Raw genomic sequence first — 21,065 nt, 5'->3', positions numbered from 1 at the left:
TAATTTAATTTAATCATAATACATTATTGGTTATTTTTCAAAATTATATTTTGGATTTTTTGCTAATTTTTGTAAAGCGTCTCGTGCCGCTAATTGTTCTGCTTCTTTATGCGTATAACCATGACCCTCGCCATAACGAATGCCATCAATTTCTGCCATCACAGTATATAAGACGCGGTTGCCTTCTAATGGTGGTGATTCTTTTACTAACTTATATTCCAGCGTTCGCACATCACCAGCCTGTAAAAATTCTTGTAATTCGGTTTTATAATCACGGATTTGGTCAAAAAAACCCGGACTTGAAACCATTTTAATTAAAGTTTGATCAATAAAAGTAGGAACTGTTTCTTCTCCTAAATCAAGATATAATGCTGCTAACATTGATTCATAAATATCCGCTAAAATGCGATTTTTTTCATACCCTTTTGTTTTAATTTCACCTTTTCCTAACAACAAAAAGGGAGCTCAATTCATTTGCCGAACTAATTCTGCCAATGTCCCTTCACGAACTACTTTACTTCGTAAATTAGTAATTTCTCCCTCATTTTTGTCAGGAAAAGTTAAAAATAAATATAATGAAATTTCTTTTGCTAAAATAGCATCACCTAAGAATTCCATTCGTTGATAAGTATAATTCAAATTATTTTCATTAGCATAAGAATTATGGGTTAAAGCCTCTAAATAATATTTTTTTGTTTTAATCCGAATATTATATTTTCTAAAGAACCCTTTTAATTCTGCAAATAATTGGTCGGGTTGTTTATTTATAAACTTCATCGTAAAATTAATCCTCCTTTAATAATTTTATCGTTATTTTTTGAACAAAATCATTAACAATTGCAGTGCGAGCCATTTCTAATGTACTAATCCATGATTTCTCATCACTGCTGCCATGCGTTTTAATAGCAATTGCCTTTAACCCTAGTACTAAAGCTGAAGCATTATTCCTATAATCAAATGTTTCACGAACACCCCGGAACGCTTTGCGAAGGGATAATGCTTTTAATTTACGATAAAGATTTTTAGTTAATTCATATTTAATAACTGCCATTAAGTTTTTTGCCATTCCCTCTAACGTTTTTAAAGCAATATTCCCGGTAAAACCATCTGTTACGATGATATCAACAAGATTACTTGTAATATCCCGTGGTTCAATGTTTCCTTTAAAATTAACTTTATTATTGCCAGCCAACAATTTATAAGCTTCCTTATGATAGTCTTTTCCTTTTGATGCTTCTTTACCAATATTCAAAATAGCAACTGTTGGAGTTGGATTATGCATAATTGCTTGTGCATAAACACTAGCCATAATTGCAAAATTAACAAGATCTTGGGGTTCATTTTCTAAGTTAGCCCCAACATCTAACATTAAAACTGATTTTCCTTTTTTAATCGTTGGAATAAAAGACATAAAAGCTGGGCGAGAAATTCCAGGAATTTCACCAACAATAAAATGACATGCTGCTAAAAAAGCTGCCGTTGAGCCACCCGAAAGAAAGGCATCAGCTTTTTGGTCACGTAATAATTCAGCAGCACGAACCATTGAACTATTTGGTTTACGACGAACTTCCATTAAGCCTTCTGTCATTAAAATAACTTCTGTTGTTGCAAAAATTTCATACCTTGTTGCATCTAATTTTACTTTAGTTACCGCGGTTTGAATTTCGCTTTCATTACCGACTAAAATAAATGTAACATCTTGATATTTTTTCATAAAAACTTTCAAAGCCCCAATAATTGGATTAATTCCTAAATCGGTTCCCATCATGTCAATCGCAATTTTACTCATAATTAAATCTCCTAACTTATTTTTAATTATAACAAATAATTAACTAGTTTTTTTCACGAAAAGATTATGGAAATTAATAATTATTTTTTTGGTAAAACTTCAAGTAACTGTAACTTAATCTTTCCTTTACTATCAACTTCTAAGACCTTAACTTTAACAAGATCATTTAATTGCACAATATCTTCGGTTTTTTCAACTCGTTTTTCCGCTAATTTTGAAATATGAATTAAACCATCAACATTTTCTTTTAAATTAACAAAAGCCCCAAACTTTTCAATTTTAACAATTGGTCCTGTCATTTCAGCACCAATTTCAACGGGCATTGCAATTGCTTTAATTAATTCATAAGCTTTTTCAATTGCCGGATAATCCTTATGATAAATTGTTACTTGACCATCATCTTCAATATCAATTTTAACATCATCAGCTTTCTCAATAATGGCTGTAATCATCTTACCACCAGGACCAATCACTTCGCGAATTTTATCAACTGGAATCATAAATGTTTTCATTTTCGGCGCTGTTGGCGCTAATTGTGTTCGTGGTGCTACAATCGTTGCTAAAACATTATCAAGAATTTGCAAACGAGCTTTTTTAGCCGCTAACAATGCTTCTTGTAAAATTGTTTCATTAATACCAGCAATTTTAATGTCCATTTGCAACGCACAAATCCCTTGTGCTGTCCCTGCCACTTTAAAATCCATATCGCCAAGATGGTCTTCCATTCCTTGAATATCAGTTAAAATGGTATAGTTATCATCTTCTTTTACTAATCCCATTGCAATTCCGACCACGGGTGCTGTAATTGGAACACCAGCGGCCATTAAAGCTAAAGTTGCAGCACAAATTGAAGCTTGTGAGGTACTACCATTTGATTCTAATACTTCTGAAACAATGCGAATTGTATATGGAAACACCTTTTCACTCGGAATAATCTGTAACAATGCTTTTTCCCCTAAAGCCCCGTGGCCAATTTCACGACGGGATGGTGGTCCCATCCGTCCTGTTTCACCAACAGAAAAAGGCGGAAAATTATAATGGTGCATAAAGCGTTTCCCATCTTCATCAGTAATACCATCAATAATTTGATTTTCCCCTAAAGCTCCTAATGTCACAACAGACAAGACTTGTGTTTCACCTCGTGTGAACAAAGCACTCCCGTGAACAACTGGTAAAATATCAATTTCACTAGTTAAAGGACGAATTTCATCAAGGCGACGATTATCTAATCGTGTTTTATCAATTAAAATTTGACGACGAACTTCTTGCCGAACAACATCATATAATGCTGTTTTTAGTTCCAAAATAATTCGTTGACGGTCTTTTTCAGTTATATCGTTTGCAATCGGATAATGTTCTAACGCTTGTTCAGTTAAACCTTGAATTGCTTCATAACGTAAAACCTTTTCTTTAATTTGTGCTGCCGCAATTAACTTTGTCGCATAATGTTCATTAACATACGCAATAATTTCGGAACGAACAGTAAATAATGTAACATCCATTTTTGGTTGACCAACTTTAGCAATAATTTCATTTTGAAAAGCAACCAATTCGACAATTACTTTATGACCCCTTAAAATTGCTTCTAACATTGTTGCTTCCGAAACTTCTTTCGCACCAGCTTCAACCATATTAATTGCATCAGTTGTTCCGGTCACAATTAATTCCATTTGACCCGTATTTAACTGCTCTAAAGTTGGATTAACAATAATGTTTTGTTTTTGATCAACGGTTAATAATGCTCCCGCCACAGGACCAGCAAACGGGATTTTTGAAATACCAAGGGCTAATGATGCGCCAAATAAACTAACAATCCGAACATCACTATCATTATCAACAGCTAAAACATTAATGATAATTTGAACTTCATTACGAAAATTTTCTGAAAATAATGGTCGTAACGCACGATCAATCACCCGTGCTGATAAGGTTCCATATTCTAATGGTTTTCCTTCCCGTTTTAAAAAACCACCCGGAATTTTTCCAACCGAATATAACTTTTCTTGAAAAATAACTGTTAATGGAAAAAAATCAGTTTCACTAACCTTATTACTAACTGTTGCTGTTACTAAGACCACTGTTTCACCATAACGGATTAAAACAGCCCCACTGGCCTGTTTTGCTAATTGTCCATGTTCAACGATCAATTGTCGATTATTAATTATCTTTTTAAATACTTGTTTTGCCATCAAAACCCTTAATTCCTCTCTGTTATTTTAAACCTTTTTAATTTTATCACACATTATTTTGATATTTAAGATATGATATAAATATAGCGAAAAAGTTGAGGAACCTAATATGAAACAGCAATCAGTTTATATTGATAATCAAACCTTTGAAACAATAAAAGATAACGCCTACTTGTTGGATGTTCGAACTAATGTTGAATTTAAAACGTTATCTCAAATGCCAAATTCAACAAATGTTTATATCTTTGACTTGTTACAAAACCCAAATCATTATTTGCCAGATAAAGAACAACTAATTTTTACTCTGTGTAACGGTGGTAACCGCAGTAGTGAAGCCGCATTAGAATTACGCCAACTTGGCTACTCTAATGTTTATGTTTTAACAACTGGCATTTATGGTTATTATCGCTGAAAAAACAAAAAAAATAATAAATAAAAAGGTTTTAAAATTAATTTTAAATCCTTTTTATTTATTATAAATCTTCATAGAAATTATCGATAATATGAAATGAACTAATATCTTTTAATTCTTGTAACTTTGTTTTTTCCTCAACAGATAATTTAGTCGGAATTGCAACAAGAACATTAACAATTAGATCACCACGTTTAGTAGATGCTGGGCCTTTAAAAAACCCATGGTTTGGAATACTAAAAACACTATTTGTTTTTGTGTTTGCTGGCAGTTTTAAATGAACATCACCATCAAAAGTTGGCACTTTAATTTCAGCACCTAATAAGGCGTCTAAATAAGAAACTGGTAAATCTAAGTGCAAATTATCATTAATCCGTTTAAAATATTTATTTGGTTTAACAGTAATTTCTAAATAAATATCACCACGCGGACCATTATTTAAACCATAATTTCCTTTTTCACGAATTCGTAATTGTTGGTTTTCATAAATTGATTTTGGTAGTTCAATTTCAACAACTTCTTTCCCACGATAATGACCTTGACCTTTACATTTTGGACATTTACTTGCAACAACTTTTCCACGACCCTTACAATCAGGACAAGGTTGTTGCGATTGAATTACGCCAAATAAACTACGTTGTTCAATATTAACATATCCATACCCATCACAAGTTGTACAAGTATGAATATCTTTTTTCAGATCTTTGGCACCCGTTCCATCACACGCTTCACAAGTCTTATCAACATTTAAATCAAGTTTAATTGTTTTTCCAAACATTTGTTCTTTTAAAGTAACCGTTACTCGTGCTGCAACATTTTCTCCTTTAATTGGTTGGTTACTAAAACCACGACGTTTTTTAGCGCCCCCACCAAAAAAGTTTTCAAAAATATCACCAAAACCACCAGAAAAAATATCTTCAAAATCACCACCGCCACTAAAGCCTTGGCTAAAGCCACCAAAACCGCCAAAAGCATTTGGATCATTTCCGGCATGGCCAAATTGATCATAGTTCCGGCGTTTATTTGGATCAGATAATACTTCATAAGCTTGGTTAACTTCTTTAAATTTTGCTTCTGCATCCTTTTCTTTTGAAACATCCGGGTGATATTTTTTGGCTAGTTGGCGAAATGCTCGTTTAATTTTTTCATCTGTTGCATTTCGTTCAACACCCAATACATCATAATAGTCTCGTTTCCCCATTTTACCATCTTCCTACTTTCCTTCTTAAAGAAAAGATAACTAAAATAATTTTAGTCATCATTATTGTTATTTATCTTTCTTTTCATCATCTTCAGTAATTTCTGGTTCAGATTGTTCACCTTGGTGATCATTCATATGTTTTGAAGCTTCGGCCATTGCTTGTTCAAGCCCAGTCATTTTTGCTTCTAATCCGGCATAATCTTCTTTATCTAATAATTCTTTAATTTCTTTAACCATTTCTTCTGATGTTTTTAATTGTTCAGCATCCATTTTATCTTTGTTCGTTTCTAATGCTTGACTAATTACTGCAACATATGATTCAGCCTTATTACGTAATTCGATGTTTTTTAATTTTTGTTCATCTTTATCTTTATTTTTTTCAGCTTCATCAACCATACGTTGAATTTCTTCATCGGTTAATCCGCCACCATTAGTGATTGTAACAGATTGTTCTTTGTTTGTTTTTAAATCTTTTGCTGCAACTGAAACAATTCCGTTGGCGTCAATTGAGAACTTAACTTCAATTTGTGGCATTCCTTTTGGCGCCGGGTCAATTCCTGATAATTGAAAACGCCCCAATGTTTTGTTATCACCAGCCATTTTCCGTTCTCCTTGTAATACATGAATGTCAACCGCTGGTTGGTTATCAGCAGCAGTTGAAAACACTTGTGCTTTTGAAGTTGGAATTGTTGTATTTCGAGGGATTAAAACAGTTGATACCCCTCCCAATGTCTCAATTCCTAATGATAATGGTGTTACATCTAATAATAAAACATCTTTTACATCACCAGCTAAAACTCCCCCTTGAATTGCGGCTCCAATTGCTACAACTTCATCAGGATTAATTGTTCGGTTTGGCTCTTTTCCTAATTCACGTTTAATCACTTCTTGAACAGCTGGAATTCTAGTACTTCCACCAACTAATAACACTTGGTCTAATTCACTAGCTTTTAATTTAGCATCCGCCAATGCTTTACGAACAGGTTCAACGGTACGATCAACAAGACTTTTTGTCATTTCATCAAATTTTGCTCTTGTTAAAGTTAAATTTAAGTGTAATGGATTACCATCACGAGCAGTAATAAACGGTGCCGCAATTTCTGTTTGTAATTGTGAAGACAGATTTTTCTTTGCTTTTTCCGCTTCTTCTTTTAAACGTTGCATTGCCATTTTATCTGTTTTTAAATCAATTCCATTTTCTTTTTTAAATTCTTCAACCATTCATTTAATAATAACATCATCAAAGTCATCTCCTCCTAAATGGTTATCTCCCGCAGTTGATAATACTTCAAAAGTTCCATCAGCTAAATCTAAGATTGAAACATCAAATGTTCCTCCTCCTAAATCATAAACTAACACTTTTTGTTCTTTGTCAACTTTATCAATTCCATAAGCTAATGCCGCTGCGGTTGGTTCATTAATAATTCGTTCAACATCTAATCCGGCAATTTTTCCGGCATCTTTTGTTGCTTGACGTTGGGCATCATTAAAGTATGCTGGAACAGTAATAACTGCTTTTGATACTTTTTGTCCTAATTTTTTTTCAGCATAACTTTTTAAATAACGTAAAATTTCGGCTGAAATTTGTTCAGGACTATAATCTTTGCTATTAACATGCACTTTATCAGATGTTCCCATCTTTCTTTTAATTGAACTAATTGTATTTGGATTAGTTACTGCTTGACGTTTTGCAGAATCTCCAACAATAATTTCCTCATTTTTAAATGAAACAACCGATGGTGTTGTACGTTGTCCTTCTGGGTTTTCTAAAACTTTAAATTCGTTTCCTTCCATAACAGCAACACATGAATTCGTTGTTCCTAAATCAATTCCAATAATTTTTGACATAATATCTTTCCTTCCTCTCTCAAATATTGTTATTTTGCTACTTGCACTGATGCATGTCTTAAAACACGATCATGAATCATATATCCTTTTTGCATAATTTGAACAATGCATCCTGAATCAACATCAGTTGATTCAACAATCTCAATTGCCGCATGAAGATTAGAATTAAAATGTTCACCAACTTTTGTATCAATTACAGTAATTCCTTCTTCTTCGAAAACCGTTTTAAACATACGGTTAATCATTTCAAATCCAGTTAAAAAGTTTTTAACCTCTGGAGTTACATTTGTAACTTGTAATGCCCGCTCAAAGTTATCTAGGGTTGGCAGTAATTTTTCTGCCATTCCGGCGGCACGATAACGTTTAATATCATCTACTTCAGTGTGAATTCTTTTTTTTAAGTTTTCCCCATCTGCTAATGCTAATAACTTTTCTTCTCGTAATCGCATATTATCTTTTAATAATAAATCAATTTCTTGTTCTAAATCTTCAATAATAGCCAAGTTATTTGCTTCAGCTGTCGGTGTTTCAGCTTCTGATGATGCTGTTTCCGAAGGTATTGCTTGCGTATTAGCCAATTCTTTCCGTAGTTTTTCAATTTTTTCTTTTAATTGGTTTGGTGAAGATTTGCCATTTTGTTCATTATTCATTAATCTCAACCTTTCTATCTTCTTTTTGATATGCTTCTCTAATACGGTTTGCTAATCACTCTAACACTTCATAGAGCTTATCATATTCCAAGCGCTTTGGTCCCACCAAAGCAATGCCCCCTTCTTGCATATCATCAACTTTATATGTTGTTGTTAATAATGCCATATCGTCATTATTAAATCCTGTTTCATTTCCAATTTGGATTGAAACCAAGTCTTCATTTGGGTTATCTTGTTGTTTTTTAAAATAATCAAATGGGGAAATTGTTTCAATAAAGCGAATAATTTGTTTAATTCGTTCCGGATTATTATATTCCGGATTTTGTAACATATATTGTAAACCATGTGTTGAATAACTTGGTTTAACAATGCTTGTTAAAGCATTCGCAAATTGTTTTAAAATATATTCATAATGTTTAACTTGTTGTTCTAAAACTGGTCGAATAACATCAAATTTAGCAGTAATATCCGTTATTTTAGTGTTTTCTAACCGGCTGTTAAATAGTTCAACTGAAATTTGTAAATCATTAATTGAACTATTTTCATCAATATTAAACAATTTGTTTTCAACGTGGCCGTTTGTTAAAACAAAGACAACAACCGCTTGCGTTGCAGAAATTGGTAATAACTCAATTTTCTTTAACATTTCTTCTTTAAAATTTGGCCCAACAACAACCGTTGTTAAATTTGTCATTTCACTTAAGATTTGCCCTGTTTGATCAAGAATATCATTAATTGACATATTACGATCAACAAATAATGCTTCAATTCGGTTTTTAATATCATCAATATTTTTCTCATCCATTAAATTATCAACATAATAACGATACCCTTTTGTTGATGGAATGCGCCCCGATGAAGCATGTTCTTTTTCTAAAAAACCTTCTTTTTCTAAAATTGCAGATTCATTCCGAATTGTTGCAGAAGAAGAATCTATTAACGAAGAAGCCATAATAGTTTTACTTCCAACAGGTTGCGCTATCTTCGTGTATTCTTCCACAATTACTTTTAAGATGTTTTCTTGGCGTTGAGTTAACATCATTAACACCTCCTAGTTTCAATTCTGATCTAAATTTGGCAATTAACACTAAATAGTGCTAACAATAATATTATAAATTATCATTCTAAGAATGCAAGTGCTAATTTAATTTTGTACTGTTTTTAATGACCATTTCATTATTAGCAACATCAATCATATATGATTTTCCCTCTTGAACTTCTTCGGAAATAATAGTATGTGCAATTAATGATTCAAGGTTTCGTTGAATGTAACGCTTAATTGGACGAGCTCCAAATTCACGATCATATCCTTCGTTTAAAATTTTTTCTAAAACTGCTTCTGAATAAGTAATCCGAATGTTTTTACTATTTTCAATGCGCTGAGTTAGTTCCGATAATTCTTTTTCAATAATCTCTTTAATCACTTCTTTCGATAAAGCATTAAAGGTTACAACATTATCAATTCGATTTAAAAATTCTGGCTTAAATTTTTTGGCCAATTCTTTTTGAATTAACAGCCCAACTCCTTCGTTGTTTTCATTCAATAGATATTCTGATCCAATGTTTGAAGTCATAATAATAATTGTATTTTTAAAATCAACCGTTTTTCCTAATGAATCAGTTAAACGCCCATCTTCTAAAATTTGTAAAAGAATATTCAGGATATCTGGATGGGCCTTTTCAATTTCATCAAATAAAACAATTGAGTATGGACTACGACGAACAGCTTCTGTTAATTGCCCCCCTGTTCATGACCAACATAACCTGGTGGAGCACCAATTAACTTGCTAACAGAATGTTTCTCCATATATTCTGACATATCTAATCGGACCATCTGTTTTTCTGAGTTAAATAAAACATACGCTAAACTACGAGCAACTTCAATTTTTCCAACTCCGGTTGGTCCTAAAAATAAGAAACTACCAATTGGTTTATTGGGATCTTTAATTCCACTACGACTACGAATAATCGCATCTGAAACCGCTTGAATTGCCTCATTTTGACCGCGAACACGACGACACAAAATCTTATTTAAATTCAGTAATTTTGCTTTTTCGGTTTCAACTAACCGGTCAACAGGAATTCCTTTTCATTTTCCAACAATTGCCGCAATCTCGCGCTCAGTTACATCTTCTTTTAACAAGTGTGATTCAGAAACACTTTTTTCTTGCTCATGTAATTGTTGTTCTAATTTTGGTAATAAGGCGTATTGAATTTCCCCCGCACGATTAAAATCACCGCGTAATTGTGTTTGTTCTAATTCTTTTTTTAATTGTTCAACTTCTGATTTTAAGTTCTTTAATTTAGTAATACTTTCTTTTTCGGAATTTCACTGAATTTCTAATTTTTCTTGTTTTGTTTTTAATGGTTTTAATTCATTTGCAATATCAACTAACCGTTCATTAGAAGCTTTATCCGTTTCTTTTTGTAACGCAGCTTTTTCAATTTCTAATTGAACAACACGACGATTTAAGTTATCTAACTCGGTTGGCACCGATGCAATTTCCGTTTTAATTGTTGCAGAAGCTTCATCAATTAAGTCAATTGCTTTATCTGGTAAAAAACGATCAGTAATATAACGTGATGACAAGTTAACAGCAGCAACTAAAGCATTGTCATGGATTTTAACCCCATGGAAAGTTTCAAAGCGTTCTTTCAATCCACGTAAGATTGAAATACTTTCATCAATTGTTGATTCAACAACCATTACTTTTTGAAAACGACGTTCTAAAACAGCATCTTTTTCAATAGACTTCTTGCGATACCCTTTTTTATTAAAATATTATTATAAAATATAATTTATGAGGACATAAAAATATGAACAATAATAAATTTAATACTCTTAATGATAGAGAATGGTTAAGATTAACAGGAATAAAAAAATCCACTTTTAATAAAATGTTAGATATTTTAAAAGTTGCTGAAATAGAAAAATTTAAAAAAGGTGGTAAAACTAATAAATTATCATTAGAAAATAGATTATTGATGACTTTATTATATTGACGAGAATATCAGACTTATTTTCATCTTGGTAAAAGTTTTTATATTAGTGGGGCTAATTGTTATCGTAATATTAAGTGAATTGAAGATATTTTAATTAAAAACTCTGATTTTCAACAACTTGCTGGTAAAAAAGCACTAATAAATGATTATTTTAATGATAAAACTATTATTATTGATGCTACCGAAACTCCAATCCAACGCCCAAAAAAAGACAAAAACAATCTTATTCTGGTAAAAAGAAAAAACACACGATCAAAACACAAGTAATTATCGAACAAGAAACCAAAAAAATTATTGCAACAAGTTTTTCGCTCGGAAAAAAACATGATTATGCTTTATTTAAAGAATCAAAAATCCCAATTTTAAAAAATACCAAATTAATAGTTGATAGTGGTTATCAAGGAATACAAAAAAATCACAATAATGTTCTAATACCTACAAAGAAAACAAAGAAAAACCCTTTAAACAAAGAACAAAAGCAATATAATAGACTAGTTTCAAAAATGAGAATTATTATTGAAAATATTTTTGCTATTCTTAAAAAATTTAAAATTATTACAGAAAAATATCGTAATCGAAGAAAAAGATTTGGTTTAAGATTTAATTTAATTGCCTCAATTTATAATTTACAATTATTATATTTAACATAAAATATTTATTTAAAATTAAATAATTTAAATAATAAATTAATTTTTCGTTTTGGAAAAATATTAAATTTTTAAATAAAAAACATAATTAATTAAAATTATATTTTTCTATTAGTATCTTTTTTACAAATATTTGCAATTTTTTAACAAGTAATGCAAGAAGTCTAATATATAAACGATGTTCATCTAATGTTGTCGCATCAATACAGTGTAAGTCACCACGAGCCAACATTGGTTTTAGTAAATTACTAGCATCCATACTTCCTTGGGTTTTACCAGCCCCAATAATTAAATGTAATTCATCAATAAATAAAATAAAATCACCATTAGATTCTTTTACTTTATTCATCACCGCTTTTAAACGTTCTTCAAATTCTCCTTGAAATTTAGCTCCTGCAATTAAGGCTCCCATATCTAATTCATAAATTGTTTTATTTTGTAAATTACTAGGAATATCACCTTTAACAATTCGTTGAGCTAATCCTTCGACAATTGCCGTTTTCCCAACCCCTGGTTCTCCAATTAAAACGGGATTGTTTTTTGTTTTACGAGATAAAATTCGGATTACCCGGTTAATTTCATCTTCACGTCCAATAATTGGATCTAATTTTCCAGCAATTGCTTCTTTATTAAGGTTTTTAGTAAATTTTTCAAGAACCTTTGGATCTTTTCCTGGTTCATATTGCTGTGCAAATCCCATAAAGTACCCTCCTTTTTTAGCACTCTCACTCTCTGTTTGCTAATTTGATATTTATATCTTATCATAGTTGTTAGCAAAGTCAACTAAATAGTGCTAAAATTTTAAAAATAATTTAATTACAAAAATATTAGATATAATAAGAAGTAAAGGGAGAAGAAAAAAAGCATATTTTTAGAAAGGAGTACCAATGAAATTACAACACTTAGATAAAAAACGTTTAATCTTAATTGATTTAGATGGGACAACATTAATGAATGATGGTAAAACAATCCATCCAAAAACACAAGAAGTAATTAAAAAAGCTGTTAATGTTGGCCATAAAGTATGTATTATTACTGGGCGCCCCCACCGGGCAAGTATTCGCTTTTATCGTGAATTAGGATTAGATACATTATTAACAAATTTTGATGGTGGTCATATTCATGACCCCTTAAAACGTGAATTTAAACGATTAGTTTTCTCAATTGCATATGATGTAATTATAAGTATTATTAATCATCCCGATGTTAGAGGCAATGTTGAAAATGTTTTAATTGAACATTATGATAAAGCAATTTGTTGAAAAAAAAATGAGGCAATTGAAAACTACTTCCATCTTGATGATGTGGCTGATGATGAATATTTTATTGCCGACCCTTACAATTCTTGAAAAGGTCCCGCTAGTAATATGGCGTTATATTTAAACGGAACTAATAAAACAGATGAAGTATTAAGAATGTTTGAAAACTTTAAGAACTCTGTTCGAATTAATATTGGCCACTATAGCAGCAAACAAAATCAAACAATGATTAATATTACAAATAAACTTGTTTCAAAAGGATTTGCAGCTGATATTTTAGCCCAATACTATAATGTTGATATTCGTGATGTTATCGCCTTTGGTGATGAAATGAATGATTTAGAATTATTGCAAAATGTTGGTTATGGCGTTGCAATGAAAAATGGTAATGATAATTTAAAAACTAATGCGCGTGGAATTACCCACTTAACTAATGATGAAGGTGGGGTTGGTGATTATTTAGAAAAATTACTAAACGGTGAAAACGTATAAAAAAGGGCTAATGCCCTTTTTTAAATTAAATAATAGTTTTTAAAATATGTCCCATAAAAATCATTAAGAATTTGTCAATTTAAACCCTTTTGATCATCTGGCGTTAATAACCATTGGGCAAAACCTTCGGCGAATAATTCTGCGTTACCACCTGTCCGACCATAACCAGATTGAATAAATGCCCAATCCGCTAATTGTTGTTGAAACGGTGCATTATTACTAATGCCAACTTGTTTTCCTAAATAACGAACTAATGAATCATTTGGACTATACATAAACCCACGAATATTAATTAATGACTTATCTTTAGTTGGTGTACAACGCCCAGTTGCTGGTGTAATATTATGATTAAAACGAAGACGATTATTTGGTCAAACTCAAGCATAATTTGAAATCGCATGTCCTATTTCATGAACAATAGTTGAAATATTAGTTGCGGTTGAATGAAATCCAATTTGATATTGAATTTTACTCATTCGCGCTTGCAGCGAATGTTCCGTAAACACTAAACATTGTGCTAAATCATTTCCATTTCCTTTTAGTTTTGTAAAAGCTAAAACTTGGTTATTACTTACTGTACCATATTGACCAATACTATTATTAATTTCTAAATTATAGATTAATTTTTTAAAAACGGCTGCGCCAAAAATACTAACAAACAAATTGGCAAAGTCAATTAAATTATTACGGAACGGTGCTTGTTCTTTATAATAGACTTCTTGCATTACTTGTTAAAAAATTGCAAATATTTGTAAAAAAGATACTAATAGAAAAATATAATTTTAATTAATTATGTTTTTTATTTAAAAATTTAATATTTTTCCACAACGAAAAATTAATTTATTATTTAAATTATTTAATTTTAAATAAATATTTTATGTTAAATATAATAATTGTAAATTATAAATTGAGGCAATTAAATTAAATCTTAAACCAAATCTTTTTCTTCGATTACGATATTTTTCTGTAATAATTTTAAATTTTTTAAGAATAGCAAAAATATTTTCAATAATAATTCTCATTTTTGAAACTAGTCTATTATATTGCTTTTGTTCTTTGTTTAAAGGGTTTTTCTTTGTTTTCTTTGTAGGTATTAGAACATTATTGTGATTTTTTTGTATTCCTTGATAACCACTATCAACTATTAATTTGGTATTTTTTAAAATTGGGATTTTTGATTCTTTAAATAAAGCATAATCATGTTTTTTTCCGAGCGAAAAACTTGTTGCAATAATTTTTTTGGTTTCTTGTTCGATAATTACTTGTGTTTTGATCGTGTGTTTTTTCTTTTTACCAGAATAAGATTGTTTTTGTCTTTTTTTGGGCGTTGGATTGGAGTTTCGGTAGCATCAATAATAATAGTTTTATCATTAAAATAATCATTTATTAGTGCTTTTTTACCAGCAAGTTGTTGAAAATCAGAGTTTTTAATTAAAATATCTTCAATTCACTTAATATTACGATAACAATTAGCCTCACTAATATCAAAACTTTTACCAAGATGAAAATAAGTCTGATATTCTCGTCAATATAATAAAGTCATCAATAATCTATTTTCTAATGATAATTTATTAGTTTTACCACCTTTTTTAAATTTTTCTATTTCAGCAACTTTTAAAATATCTAACATTTTATTAAAAGTGGATTTTTTTATTCCTGTTAATCTTAACCATTCTCTATCATTAAGAGTATTAAATTTATTATTGTTCATATTTTTATGTCCTCATAAATTATATTTTATAATAATATTTTAATAAAAAAGGGTATCGCAAGAAGTCTAATATAACGTTAATACCATTTTTTCTAATTGATATGGATAAATATTATTATTTGTTAAACCATTAACAACATCAGTAATTGTTTTAAAATGCGACAATGCTTTTTTTGATTAAATGCTGCTACAACTTTAGGGTTTGCTTGATAAAGCATATTATTTTCACAACGTTTAATAAAAGCTCAGTCATTGGTACTAAGTTGTCTTATTTTACCATTTGCATGCGCAAAGTTTTTAAAGGTGGCACTTACTAATTGGTTATTATTTTGGCGGGTTAAATCTATTTTTTGGTTACTATGATCAGCATATAATAAACATTTACTATATTCAGCATAATTAATTTCATTATCGCCTTTTAAAACACTTCAAAACATTCAGGCAAACAACACCGCTAGCCCTAAACTCACAATTAAAATTGTAATCATTGTAATATTTTTTGTTTTCTTCATAACCATTCCCCTTTAACAAGATTAGTTTTGTTATAATTAAAAATTGATAAAATATTACGTCCCATTTTTTATAATTATACCAAAAAACGCCTTAAATTAAAAGGTTTACGCCATATGGATAGTACCATAGGGTTCTTAAAAAAGTTTAATATAAAAAAACATCCGAAACAAAACGGATGTTAAAACATTAATATAAACAAGATGATAGTGGCTATTAGAGTTCTCTAATAACCATTTTGATTCTAGCATTTGAATACAAAAAACTATTTTCTAGTAAAGAAAAATACTAATTATTATCGTCATCATCTTCTGATAAATCTTTTATTTTCTTTTTATCAATTTTAACTCAACCAGAAGTTTGCTTTTCTTGATTCATTTGCAATCAAATATGATAATTTGGATCGTTTGGATTATTTGCTGCTTTTCGTAATTTCAACTTTTGTTCTAATGTTAAATTACTAGGATTAAAATATTCACCTTCAGTCGCATATTGATCACCATCAATTGCTGCTTTTGCTTTTTTAGCTGTTGCTAAAATTTCAGCCATTGTTTTTTCTGCCATTATATCCCTCCAGTATGAAACCATTATATTAATATTATAACATTATCTAGGATAACGACATAATTATTAAAAAAAGAGTTCGAATATTATTTTAGGTACCAGTTTTACAACAATTTTAGACTATTTTTAAAAATAGTTAATCATTAAACCGCTTAATTTAAAAGTATCTTATTTACACATTTATTAAAACACATTTCTTTAAAAAGGGAATACTAAAATAGACTTCTTGCGATACCCTTTTTTATTAAAATATTATTATAAAATATAATTTATGAGGACATAAAAATATGAACAATAATAAATTTAATACTATTAATGATAGAGAATGGTTAAGATTAACAGGAATAAAAAAATCCACTTTTAATAAAATGTTAGATATTTTAAAAGTTGCTGAAATAGAAAAATTTAAAAAAGGTGGTAAAACTAATAAATTATCATTAGAAAATAGATTATTGATGACTTTATTATATTGACGAGAATATCAGACTTATTTTCATCTTGGTAAAAGTTTTGATATTAGTGAGGCTAATTGTTATCGTAATATTAAGTGAATTGAAGATATTTTAATTAAAAACTCTGATTTTCAACAACTTGCTGGTAAAAAAGCACTAATAAATGATTATTTTAATGATAAAACTATTATTATTGATGCTACCGAAACTCCAATCCAACGCCCAAAAAAAGACAAAAACAATCTTATTCTGGTAAAAAGAAAAAACACACGATCAAAACACAAGTAATTATCGAACAAGAAACCAAAAAAATTATTGCAACAAGTTTTTCGCTCGGAAAAAACATGATTATGCTTTATTTAAAGAATCAAAAATCCCAATTTTAAAAAATACCAAATTAATAGTTGATAGTGGTTATCAAGGAATACAAAAAAATCACAATAATGTTCTAATACCTACAAAGAAAACAAAGAAAAATCCTTTAAACAAAGAACAAAAGCAATATAATAGACTAGTTTCAAAAATGAGAATTATTATTGAAAATATTTTTGCTATTCTTAAAAAATTTAAAATTATTACAGAAAAATATCGTAATCGAAGAAAAAGATTTGGTTTAAGATTTAATTTAATTGCCTCAATTTATAATTTACAATTATTATATTTAACATAAAATATTTATTTAAAATTAAATAATTTAAATAATAAATTAATTTTTCGTTGTGGAAAAATATTAAATTTTTAAATAAAAAACATAATTAATTAAAATTATATTTTTCTATTAGTATCTTTTTTACAAATATTTGCAATTTTTTAACAAGTAATGCAAGAAGTCTAATATAGTTTATTTTGAGCGTAGCGAACACGCGAAGCGTGCCGCGAAAATTAGATTTTTGGGAGGAATAAGTTATGCCAGTTTGATTAACGACAATTTTTAGTGTTGTTATTATATTAGGTATTTTTGCTTGAATTGGTTTATCAATTTATCAAAAAATTCGCCAAATTCGAGGAAAGAAAAAAGATAAAAAAGAAATTGAAAATAAGGAGGATAAGAAATAATGTTAGGTATGTATTTAACAACAGCAATTAATTTTTTAGCAGTTGGTGATAAACCTACTATTTCAGATGGAATGGGTTCTATTTGAAGTGGTTTAGGGCAAGCAATGATGAAAGTTAAAGAAGCAATTTATGCTGTATTACCACAATTAATGACCTTTTTAGGTGATGCATGAATTATTTTAATTCCATTTGGTATTTTTGTAATTATTAAGATTTTAAACTTTTTCCGTGTTATGGTTAAAGGATTTTAATATTTATTATAATTGATCATATATCTTAGCTGTGGCACACTAGTTTTTATATGTGATTTTATTAAATAATTTTATTGTTTATTTTTACACTATACACTGTTTACAAATTTATTTTTTAATAAATTTTATTATTATTGTTAATGTTGGAATTATAAAAATTCCTATTATACATATAATTTTAACTATATTTTCTATGGTGGATAAATTTATATTGTTTATTATTCATAATATTGAGTCTATTATGAAAAATATTTTTTAGTAGGATTTATTTGTAAACAGTGTATAGTGTAAAAATATCAATTTAATTATATTTAAGGTATTATTATGGTTTTCTCTCTGTATAAAAATATTTATAAATTTGTTAATTTATTAAAAATTCAAATAATAAATTTAAAAGTTATTATTAAAACTATTGTTATTGAAATAATTGTTTTAATTGGTGATACCATTCATGATAATCAAAAAATAGATGGTATCATATTTGTAAAAAATGAATTTATTATTTCTTCGATATTTTATTTTTTCTTTCTATTTAAAATAATTTATACAGAGAGAAAACCATAATAATATCAACTTAATTATAAACTTATGATTTTATATTTTAATAACTATTATTAAAAATTAAATAGTATTTTTCAGTGTGTCAATTTTTATTATTTTATATATTTAACATTGTTAATAACATTGTTTATTAAACATTAAATAAACAATAGACTTCTTGCATTACTTGTTAAAAAATTGCAAATATTTGTAAAAAAGATACTAATAGAAAAATATAATTTTAATTAATTATGTTTTTTATTTAAAAATTTAATATTTTTCCACAACGAAAAATTAATTTATTATTTAAATTATTTAATTTTAAATAAATATTTTATGTTAAATATAATAATTGTAAATTATAAATTGAGGCAATTAAATTAAATCTTAAACCAAATCTTTTTCTTCGATTACGATATTTTTCTGTAATAATTTTAAATTTTTTAAGAATAGCAAAAATATTTTCAATAATAATTCTCATTTTTGAAACTAGTCTATTATATTGCTTTTGTTCTTTGTTTAAAGGGTTTTTCTTTGTTTTCTTTGTAGGTATTAGAACATTATTGTGATTTTTTTGTATTCCTTGATAACCACTATCAACTATTAATTTGGTATTTTTTAAAATTGGGATTTTTGATTCTTTAAATAAAGCATAATCATGTTTTTTTCCGAGCGAAAAACTTGTTGCAATAATTTTTTTGGTTTCTTGTTCGATAATTACTTGTGTTTTTATCGTGTGTTTTTTCTTTTTACCAGAATAAGATTGTTTTTGTCTTTTTTTGGGCGTTGGATTGGAGTTTCGGTAGCATCAATAATAATAATTTTATCATTAAAATAATCATTTATTAGTGCTTTTTTACCAGCAAGTTGTTGAAAATCAGAGTTTTTAATTAAAATATCTTCAATTCACTTAATATTACGATAACAATTAGCCTCACTAATATCAAAACTTTTACCAAGATGAAAATAAGTCTGATATTCTCGTCAATATAATAAAGTCATCAATAATCTATTTTCTAATGATAATTTATTAGTTTTACCACCTTTTTTAAATTTTTCTATTTCAGCAACTTTTAAAATATCTAACATTTTATTAAAAGTGGATTTTTTTATTCCTGTTAATCTTAACCATTCTCTATCATTAAGAGTATTAAATTTATTATTGTTCATATTTTTATGTCCTCATAAATTATATTTTATAATAATATTTTAATAAAAAAGGGTATCGCAAGAAGTCTAATGAATCAATCATCATTGCTTTATCATCAGTTCCTATTAACTCACTTTTTAATTCATATAAGCGTGTGATTACTCCAATATTCTTATAATCACCTTCTGTTAACACTTCATCAATCTTACTAATTAATTCTGTTTTAATAGACGTAGTATTAATATTATGATTTTGTAATTTCATAAATGTATTAATATATGTTTGAAAAAACCTAAATCATCATTTGTTAATGTTATCTGCTCCTTAGCGGTAATTATATTATTTAAATCATTATTTTGTTGAGATTTATAGTTCAAAGGAACTACATTCATTGATGTCACCATAATAATGGCTGTTAACAACATCTTTTTCATAATATTTATCCTTTCATTTACTTGTTAATATCGAATATATCTTCATAGTAATTTTTTTAAAGTTAATATTATTGTAAAATTATTTTTTCATTGTTAATTCTAAGCTACATTTAAATTCTTTAAATGGTAATTTAATTTTATCACAAAATTAATATTAGTACTGTTCTATTTAAAATTAGAAATAAAACTTGCCAGTATATTTTTGCTTATTTCTTTATATTTAAAAGTTAAAACTAGGAACTTTTTAGTACAATGTTTATACATACGGGGGTAATTATGCAAAAAAAAGGTTACTGTCATATTTATTATGGTGATGGAAAAGGAAAAACATCGATTTTAAATGGAATGACAATTCGTGCTTTAGGATATCAATGAAAAGTTAAATATTTGCGATTCTTAAAAAATCGTATTTCTGGAGAAATGTTATTTTTTCAAAAATTAAATGACCCTAATTTCGAGGTAATTAATTACTATTCATCAAACACAAAGTTTTTTTGAGAAATGGATGATCAAGAAAAAGAAGTTCTTCGTAAAGAAATGCGTGTTGGTTTTGAAGAACTTAAGAAACTAAGTCAAGATGGAACAGTTGATTTAATTATCGTTGATGAACTTCTTGGCTGTATTTATAACGAATTAATTACCGAAGCAGAATTAATTGAAGTTATTAAAAATAAAAACCCTAGTATTGAAATCGCTTTTTCCGGCCATCATATTAACGATAATTTAATTAATGCTGTTGATTTAGTAAGTCATGTTCAAGCAACAAAGCACTATTTTTATCAAAAAGTTCCGGCACGAAAAGGCATTGAATTTTAATTTAAATACTTATTAAACTAATGTTTTTATAATTCATAATGTTATAAAATAAAACAATTCGTTAAAAACGAATTGTTTTATTTTATCAAAA

At 28.4% G+C, this 21,065-nt stretch carries 23 protein-coding genes and 3 pseudogenes; 9 read left to right on the top strand and 17 right to left on the bottom strand.

The genetic code is table 4. The features are described 5' to 3' along the window. Nucleotides 1-30 precede the first annotated feature (30 nt). The 3 genes from rnc to MSROBK_RS01465 form a co-directional block, all read right to left on the bottom strand. Nucleotides 31-777 carry a ribonuclease III gene (gene rnc, locus MSROBK_RS01475; RefSeq protein WP_040092714.1) on the bottom strand — a complete coding sequence of 249 codons (747 nt, stop codon included), beginning with the start codon at nucleotides 775-777 and terminating at the stop codon, nucleotides 31-33. A gap of 7 nt (nucleotides 778-784) precedes the next feature. After that, nucleotides 785-1,789, bottom strand: coding sequence for a phosphate acyltransferase PlsX (plsX, locus tag MSROBK_RS01470; protein WP_040092713.1), 1,005 nt, complete (start codon nucleotides 1,787-1,789; stop codon nucleotides 785-787). Nucleotides 1,790-1,869: 80 nt separating this feature from the next. Continuing rightward, a complete protein-coding gene (locus MSROBK_RS01465; RefSeq protein ID WP_040092712.1) occupies nucleotides 1,870-3,978 on the bottom strand; it encodes a polyribonucleotide nucleotidyltransferase in 2,109 nt (702 codons plus the stop codon). A 109-nt stretch (nucleotides 3,979-4,087) separates the two neighbouring features. Here MSROBK_RS01465 and MSROBK_RS01460 point away from each other — a divergent pair, with 109 nt between their 5' ends. Next, nucleotides 4,088-4,414, top strand: coding sequence for a rhodanese-like domain-containing protein (locus tag MSROBK_RS01460; protein WP_040092710.1), 327 nt, complete (start codon nucleotides 4,088-4,090; stop codon nucleotides 4,412-4,414). A gap of 37 nt (nucleotides 4,415-4,451) precedes the next feature. On the opposite strand, the gene dnaJ is transcribed toward MSROBK_RS01460, so the two are convergent. From dnaJ to MSROBK_RS12030, 5 genes and pseudogenes are all read right to left on the bottom strand, one after another. Then, nucleotides 4,452-5,591: a molecular chaperone DnaJ gene (dnaJ, locus tag MSROBK_RS01455; RefSeq protein ID WP_040092709.1), complete on the bottom strand. Its 1,140-nt coding sequence runs from the start codon at nucleotides 5,589-5,591 to the stop codon at nucleotides 4,452-4,454. Nucleotides 5,592-5,657: 66 nt separating this feature from the next. Then, complete coding sequence (gene dnaK, locus MSROBK_RS01450; protein ID WP_040092708.1) at nucleotides 5,658-7,439, bottom strand: molecular chaperone DnaK; 1,782 nt, start codon at nucleotides 7,437-7,439, stop codon at nucleotides 5,658-5,660. Between the two features lie 29 nt (nucleotides 7,440-7,468). After that, the gene (locus MSROBK_RS01445) at nucleotides 7,469-8,089 is read right to left on the bottom strand and encodes a nucleotide exchange factor GrpE (RefSeq protein WP_040092707.1); all 621 of its coding nucleotides are present in this window, start codon (nucleotides 8,087-8,089) and stop codon (nucleotides 7,469-7,471) included. Then, nucleotides 8,082-9,131: a heat-inducible transcriptional repressor HrcA gene (hrcA, locus tag MSROBK_RS01440; protein ID WP_227991338.1), complete on the bottom strand. Its 1,050-nt coding sequence runs from the start codon at nucleotides 9,129-9,131 to the stop codon at nucleotides 8,082-8,084. Before hrcA ends, MSROBK_RS01445 begins: the two co-directional genes overlap by 8 nt. A gap of 97 nt (nucleotides 9,132-9,228) precedes the next feature. Further along, nucleotides 9,229-10,847 (bottom strand): annotated as a pseudogene (locus MSROBK_RS12030) (AAA family ATPase); the annotation flags it as partial. Between the two features lie 59 nt (nucleotides 10,848-10,906). On the opposite strand from MSROBK_RS12030, the gene MSROBK_RS12775 reads away from it, so the two are divergent. Continuing rightward, the gene (locus tag MSROBK_RS12775) at nucleotides 10,907-11,359 is read left to right on the top strand and encodes an IS5 family transposase (protein ID WP_040092705.1); all 453 of its coding nucleotides are present in this window, start codon (nucleotides 10,907-10,909) and stop codon (nucleotides 11,357-11,359) included. Beyond that, nucleotides 11,344-11,742 (top strand): transposase family protein, encoded by a 399-nt coding sequence (locus tag MSROBK_RS12770; protein WP_242441474.1) that lies wholly within the window; start codon nucleotides 11,344-11,346, stop codon nucleotides 11,740-11,742. The genes MSROBK_RS12775 and MSROBK_RS12770 overlap by 16 nt, the downstream gene beginning before the upstream one ends. A gap of 130 nt (nucleotides 11,743-11,872) precedes the next feature. Here the strand turns inward: MSROBK_RS12770 and MSROBK_RS01425 are convergent. Next, nucleotides 11,873-12,439 (bottom strand): annotated as a pseudogene (locus MSROBK_RS01425) (AAA family ATPase); the annotation flags it as partial. 187 nt (nucleotides 12,440-12,626) lie between these two features. Between MSROBK_RS01425 and MSROBK_RS01420 the strand changes: the two are divergent. Continuing rightward, complete coding sequence (locus tag MSROBK_RS01420; RefSeq protein ID WP_040092703.1) at nucleotides 12,627-13,490, top strand: Cof-type HAD-IIB family hydrolase; 864 nt, start codon at nucleotides 12,627-12,629, stop codon at nucleotides 13,488-13,490. A 20-nt stretch (nucleotides 13,491-13,510) separates the two neighbouring features. Here MSROBK_RS01420 and MSROBK_RS01415 read toward each other — a convergent pair whose 3' ends face one another. From MSROBK_RS01415 to MSROBK_RS01400, 5 genes are all read right to left on the bottom strand, one after another. Beyond that, entirely contained in the window at nucleotides 13,511-14,215 is a 705-nt protein-coding gene (locus tag MSROBK_RS01415) for a hypothetical protein (RefSeq protein WP_052443422.1), read from the bottom strand. Between the two features lie 150 nt (nucleotides 14,216-14,365). Beyond that, nucleotides 14,366-14,764 (bottom strand): transposase family protein, encoded by a 399-nt coding sequence (locus tag MSROBK_RS12765; RefSeq protein ID WP_242441474.1) that lies wholly within the window; start codon nucleotides 14,762-14,764, stop codon nucleotides 14,366-14,368. Continuing rightward, on the bottom strand, nucleotides 14,749-15,201 hold the full coding sequence (locus MSROBK_RS12760) for an IS5 family transposase (RefSeq protein WP_040092446.1): 453 nt from the start codon (nucleotides 15,199-15,201) through the stop codon (nucleotides 14,749-14,751). The genes MSROBK_RS12765 and MSROBK_RS12760 overlap by 16 nt, the downstream gene beginning before the upstream one ends. Nucleotides 15,202-15,323: 122 nt before the next feature. Beyond that, entirely contained in the window at nucleotides 15,324-15,713 is a 390-nt protein-coding gene (locus MSROBK_RS01405; protein ID WP_052443421.1) for a hypothetical protein, read from the bottom strand. Nucleotides 15,714-15,999: 286 nt separating this feature from the next. After that, the gene (locus MSROBK_RS01400) at nucleotides 16,000-16,275 is read right to left on the bottom strand and encodes a hypothetical protein (RefSeq protein WP_040092701.1); all 276 of its coding nucleotides are present in this window, start codon (nucleotides 16,273-16,275) and stop codon (nucleotides 16,000-16,002) included. A 287-nt stretch (nucleotides 16,276-16,562) separates the two neighbouring features. Between MSROBK_RS01400 and MSROBK_RS12755 the strand changes: the two genes are divergently transcribed. The 4 genes and pseudogenes from MSROBK_RS12755 (at nucleotide 16,563) to MSROBK_RS01385 (ending at nucleotide 18,034) form a co-directional block, all read left to right on the top strand. Continuing rightward, entirely contained in the window at nucleotides 16,563-17,015 is a 453-nt protein-coding gene (locus MSROBK_RS12755) for an IS5 family transposase (RefSeq protein ID WP_040092698.1), read from the top strand. Nucleotides 17,016-17,031: 16 nt separating this feature from the next. Further along, a pseudogene (locus MSROBK_RS12750) lies at nucleotides 17,032-17,397 on the top strand (transposase family protein); the annotation flags it as partial. Nucleotides 17,398-17,633: 236 nt separating this feature from the next. Continuing rightward, nucleotides 17,634-17,783 (top strand): hypothetical protein, encoded by a 150-nt coding sequence (locus tag MSROBK_RS01390; RefSeq protein ID WP_004027793.1) that lies wholly within the window; start codon nucleotides 17,634-17,636, stop codon nucleotides 17,781-17,783. Then, on the top strand, nucleotides 17,783-18,034 hold the full coding sequence (locus tag MSROBK_RS01385; RefSeq protein ID WP_040092696.1) for a hypothetical protein: 252 nt from the start codon (nucleotides 17,783-17,785) through the stop codon (nucleotides 18,032-18,034). Before MSROBK_RS01390 ends, MSROBK_RS01385 begins: the two co-directional genes overlap by 1 nt. An 874-nt stretch (nucleotides 18,035-18,908) precedes the next feature. On the opposite strand, the gene MSROBK_RS12745 is transcribed toward MSROBK_RS01385, so the two are convergent. From MSROBK_RS12745 to MSROBK_RS01375, 3 genes are read right to left on the bottom strand one after another with little or no spacing between them, the layout of a single operon-like run. After that, the gene (locus MSROBK_RS12745) at nucleotides 18,909-19,307 is read right to left on the bottom strand and encodes a transposase family protein (RefSeq protein WP_242441474.1); all 399 of its coding nucleotides are present in this window, start codon (nucleotides 19,305-19,307) and stop codon (nucleotides 18,909-18,911) included. After that, nucleotides 19,304-19,744, bottom strand: a complete 441-nt coding sequence (locus MSROBK_RS12740) for an IS5 family transposase (RefSeq protein ID WP_040092692.1) — start codon at nucleotides 19,742-19,744, stop codon at nucleotides 19,304-19,306. Before MSROBK_RS12740 ends, MSROBK_RS12745 begins: the two co-directional genes overlap by 4 nt. A gap of 19 nt (nucleotides 19,745-19,763) precedes the next feature. Next, nucleotides 19,764-19,988, bottom strand: a complete 225-nt coding sequence (locus tag MSROBK_RS01375; protein ID WP_040092691.1) for a hypothetical protein — start codon at nucleotides 19,986-19,988, stop codon at nucleotides 19,764-19,766. Nucleotides 19,989-20,434: 446 nt separating this feature from the next. On the opposite strand from MSROBK_RS01375, the gene MSROBK_RS01370 reads away from it, so the two are divergent. Continuing rightward, nucleotides 20,435-20,974: a cob(I)yrinic acid a,c-diamide adenosyltransferase gene (locus MSROBK_RS01370; protein ID WP_040092690.1), complete on the top strand. Its 540-nt coding sequence runs from the start codon at nucleotides 20,435-20,437 to the stop codon at nucleotides 20,972-20,974. Nucleotides 20,975-21,065 lie beyond the last annotated feature (91 nt).

The organism is Spiroplasma poulsonii (assembly GCF_009866525.1).
In the GTDB taxonomy this organism is placed as follows: domain Bacteria; phylum Bacillota_I; class Bacilli_A; order Mycoplasmatales; family Mycoplasmataceae; genus Spiroplasma; species Spiroplasma poulsonii.
This window is presented reverse-complemented; position numbering and strand designations above follow the sequence as displayed.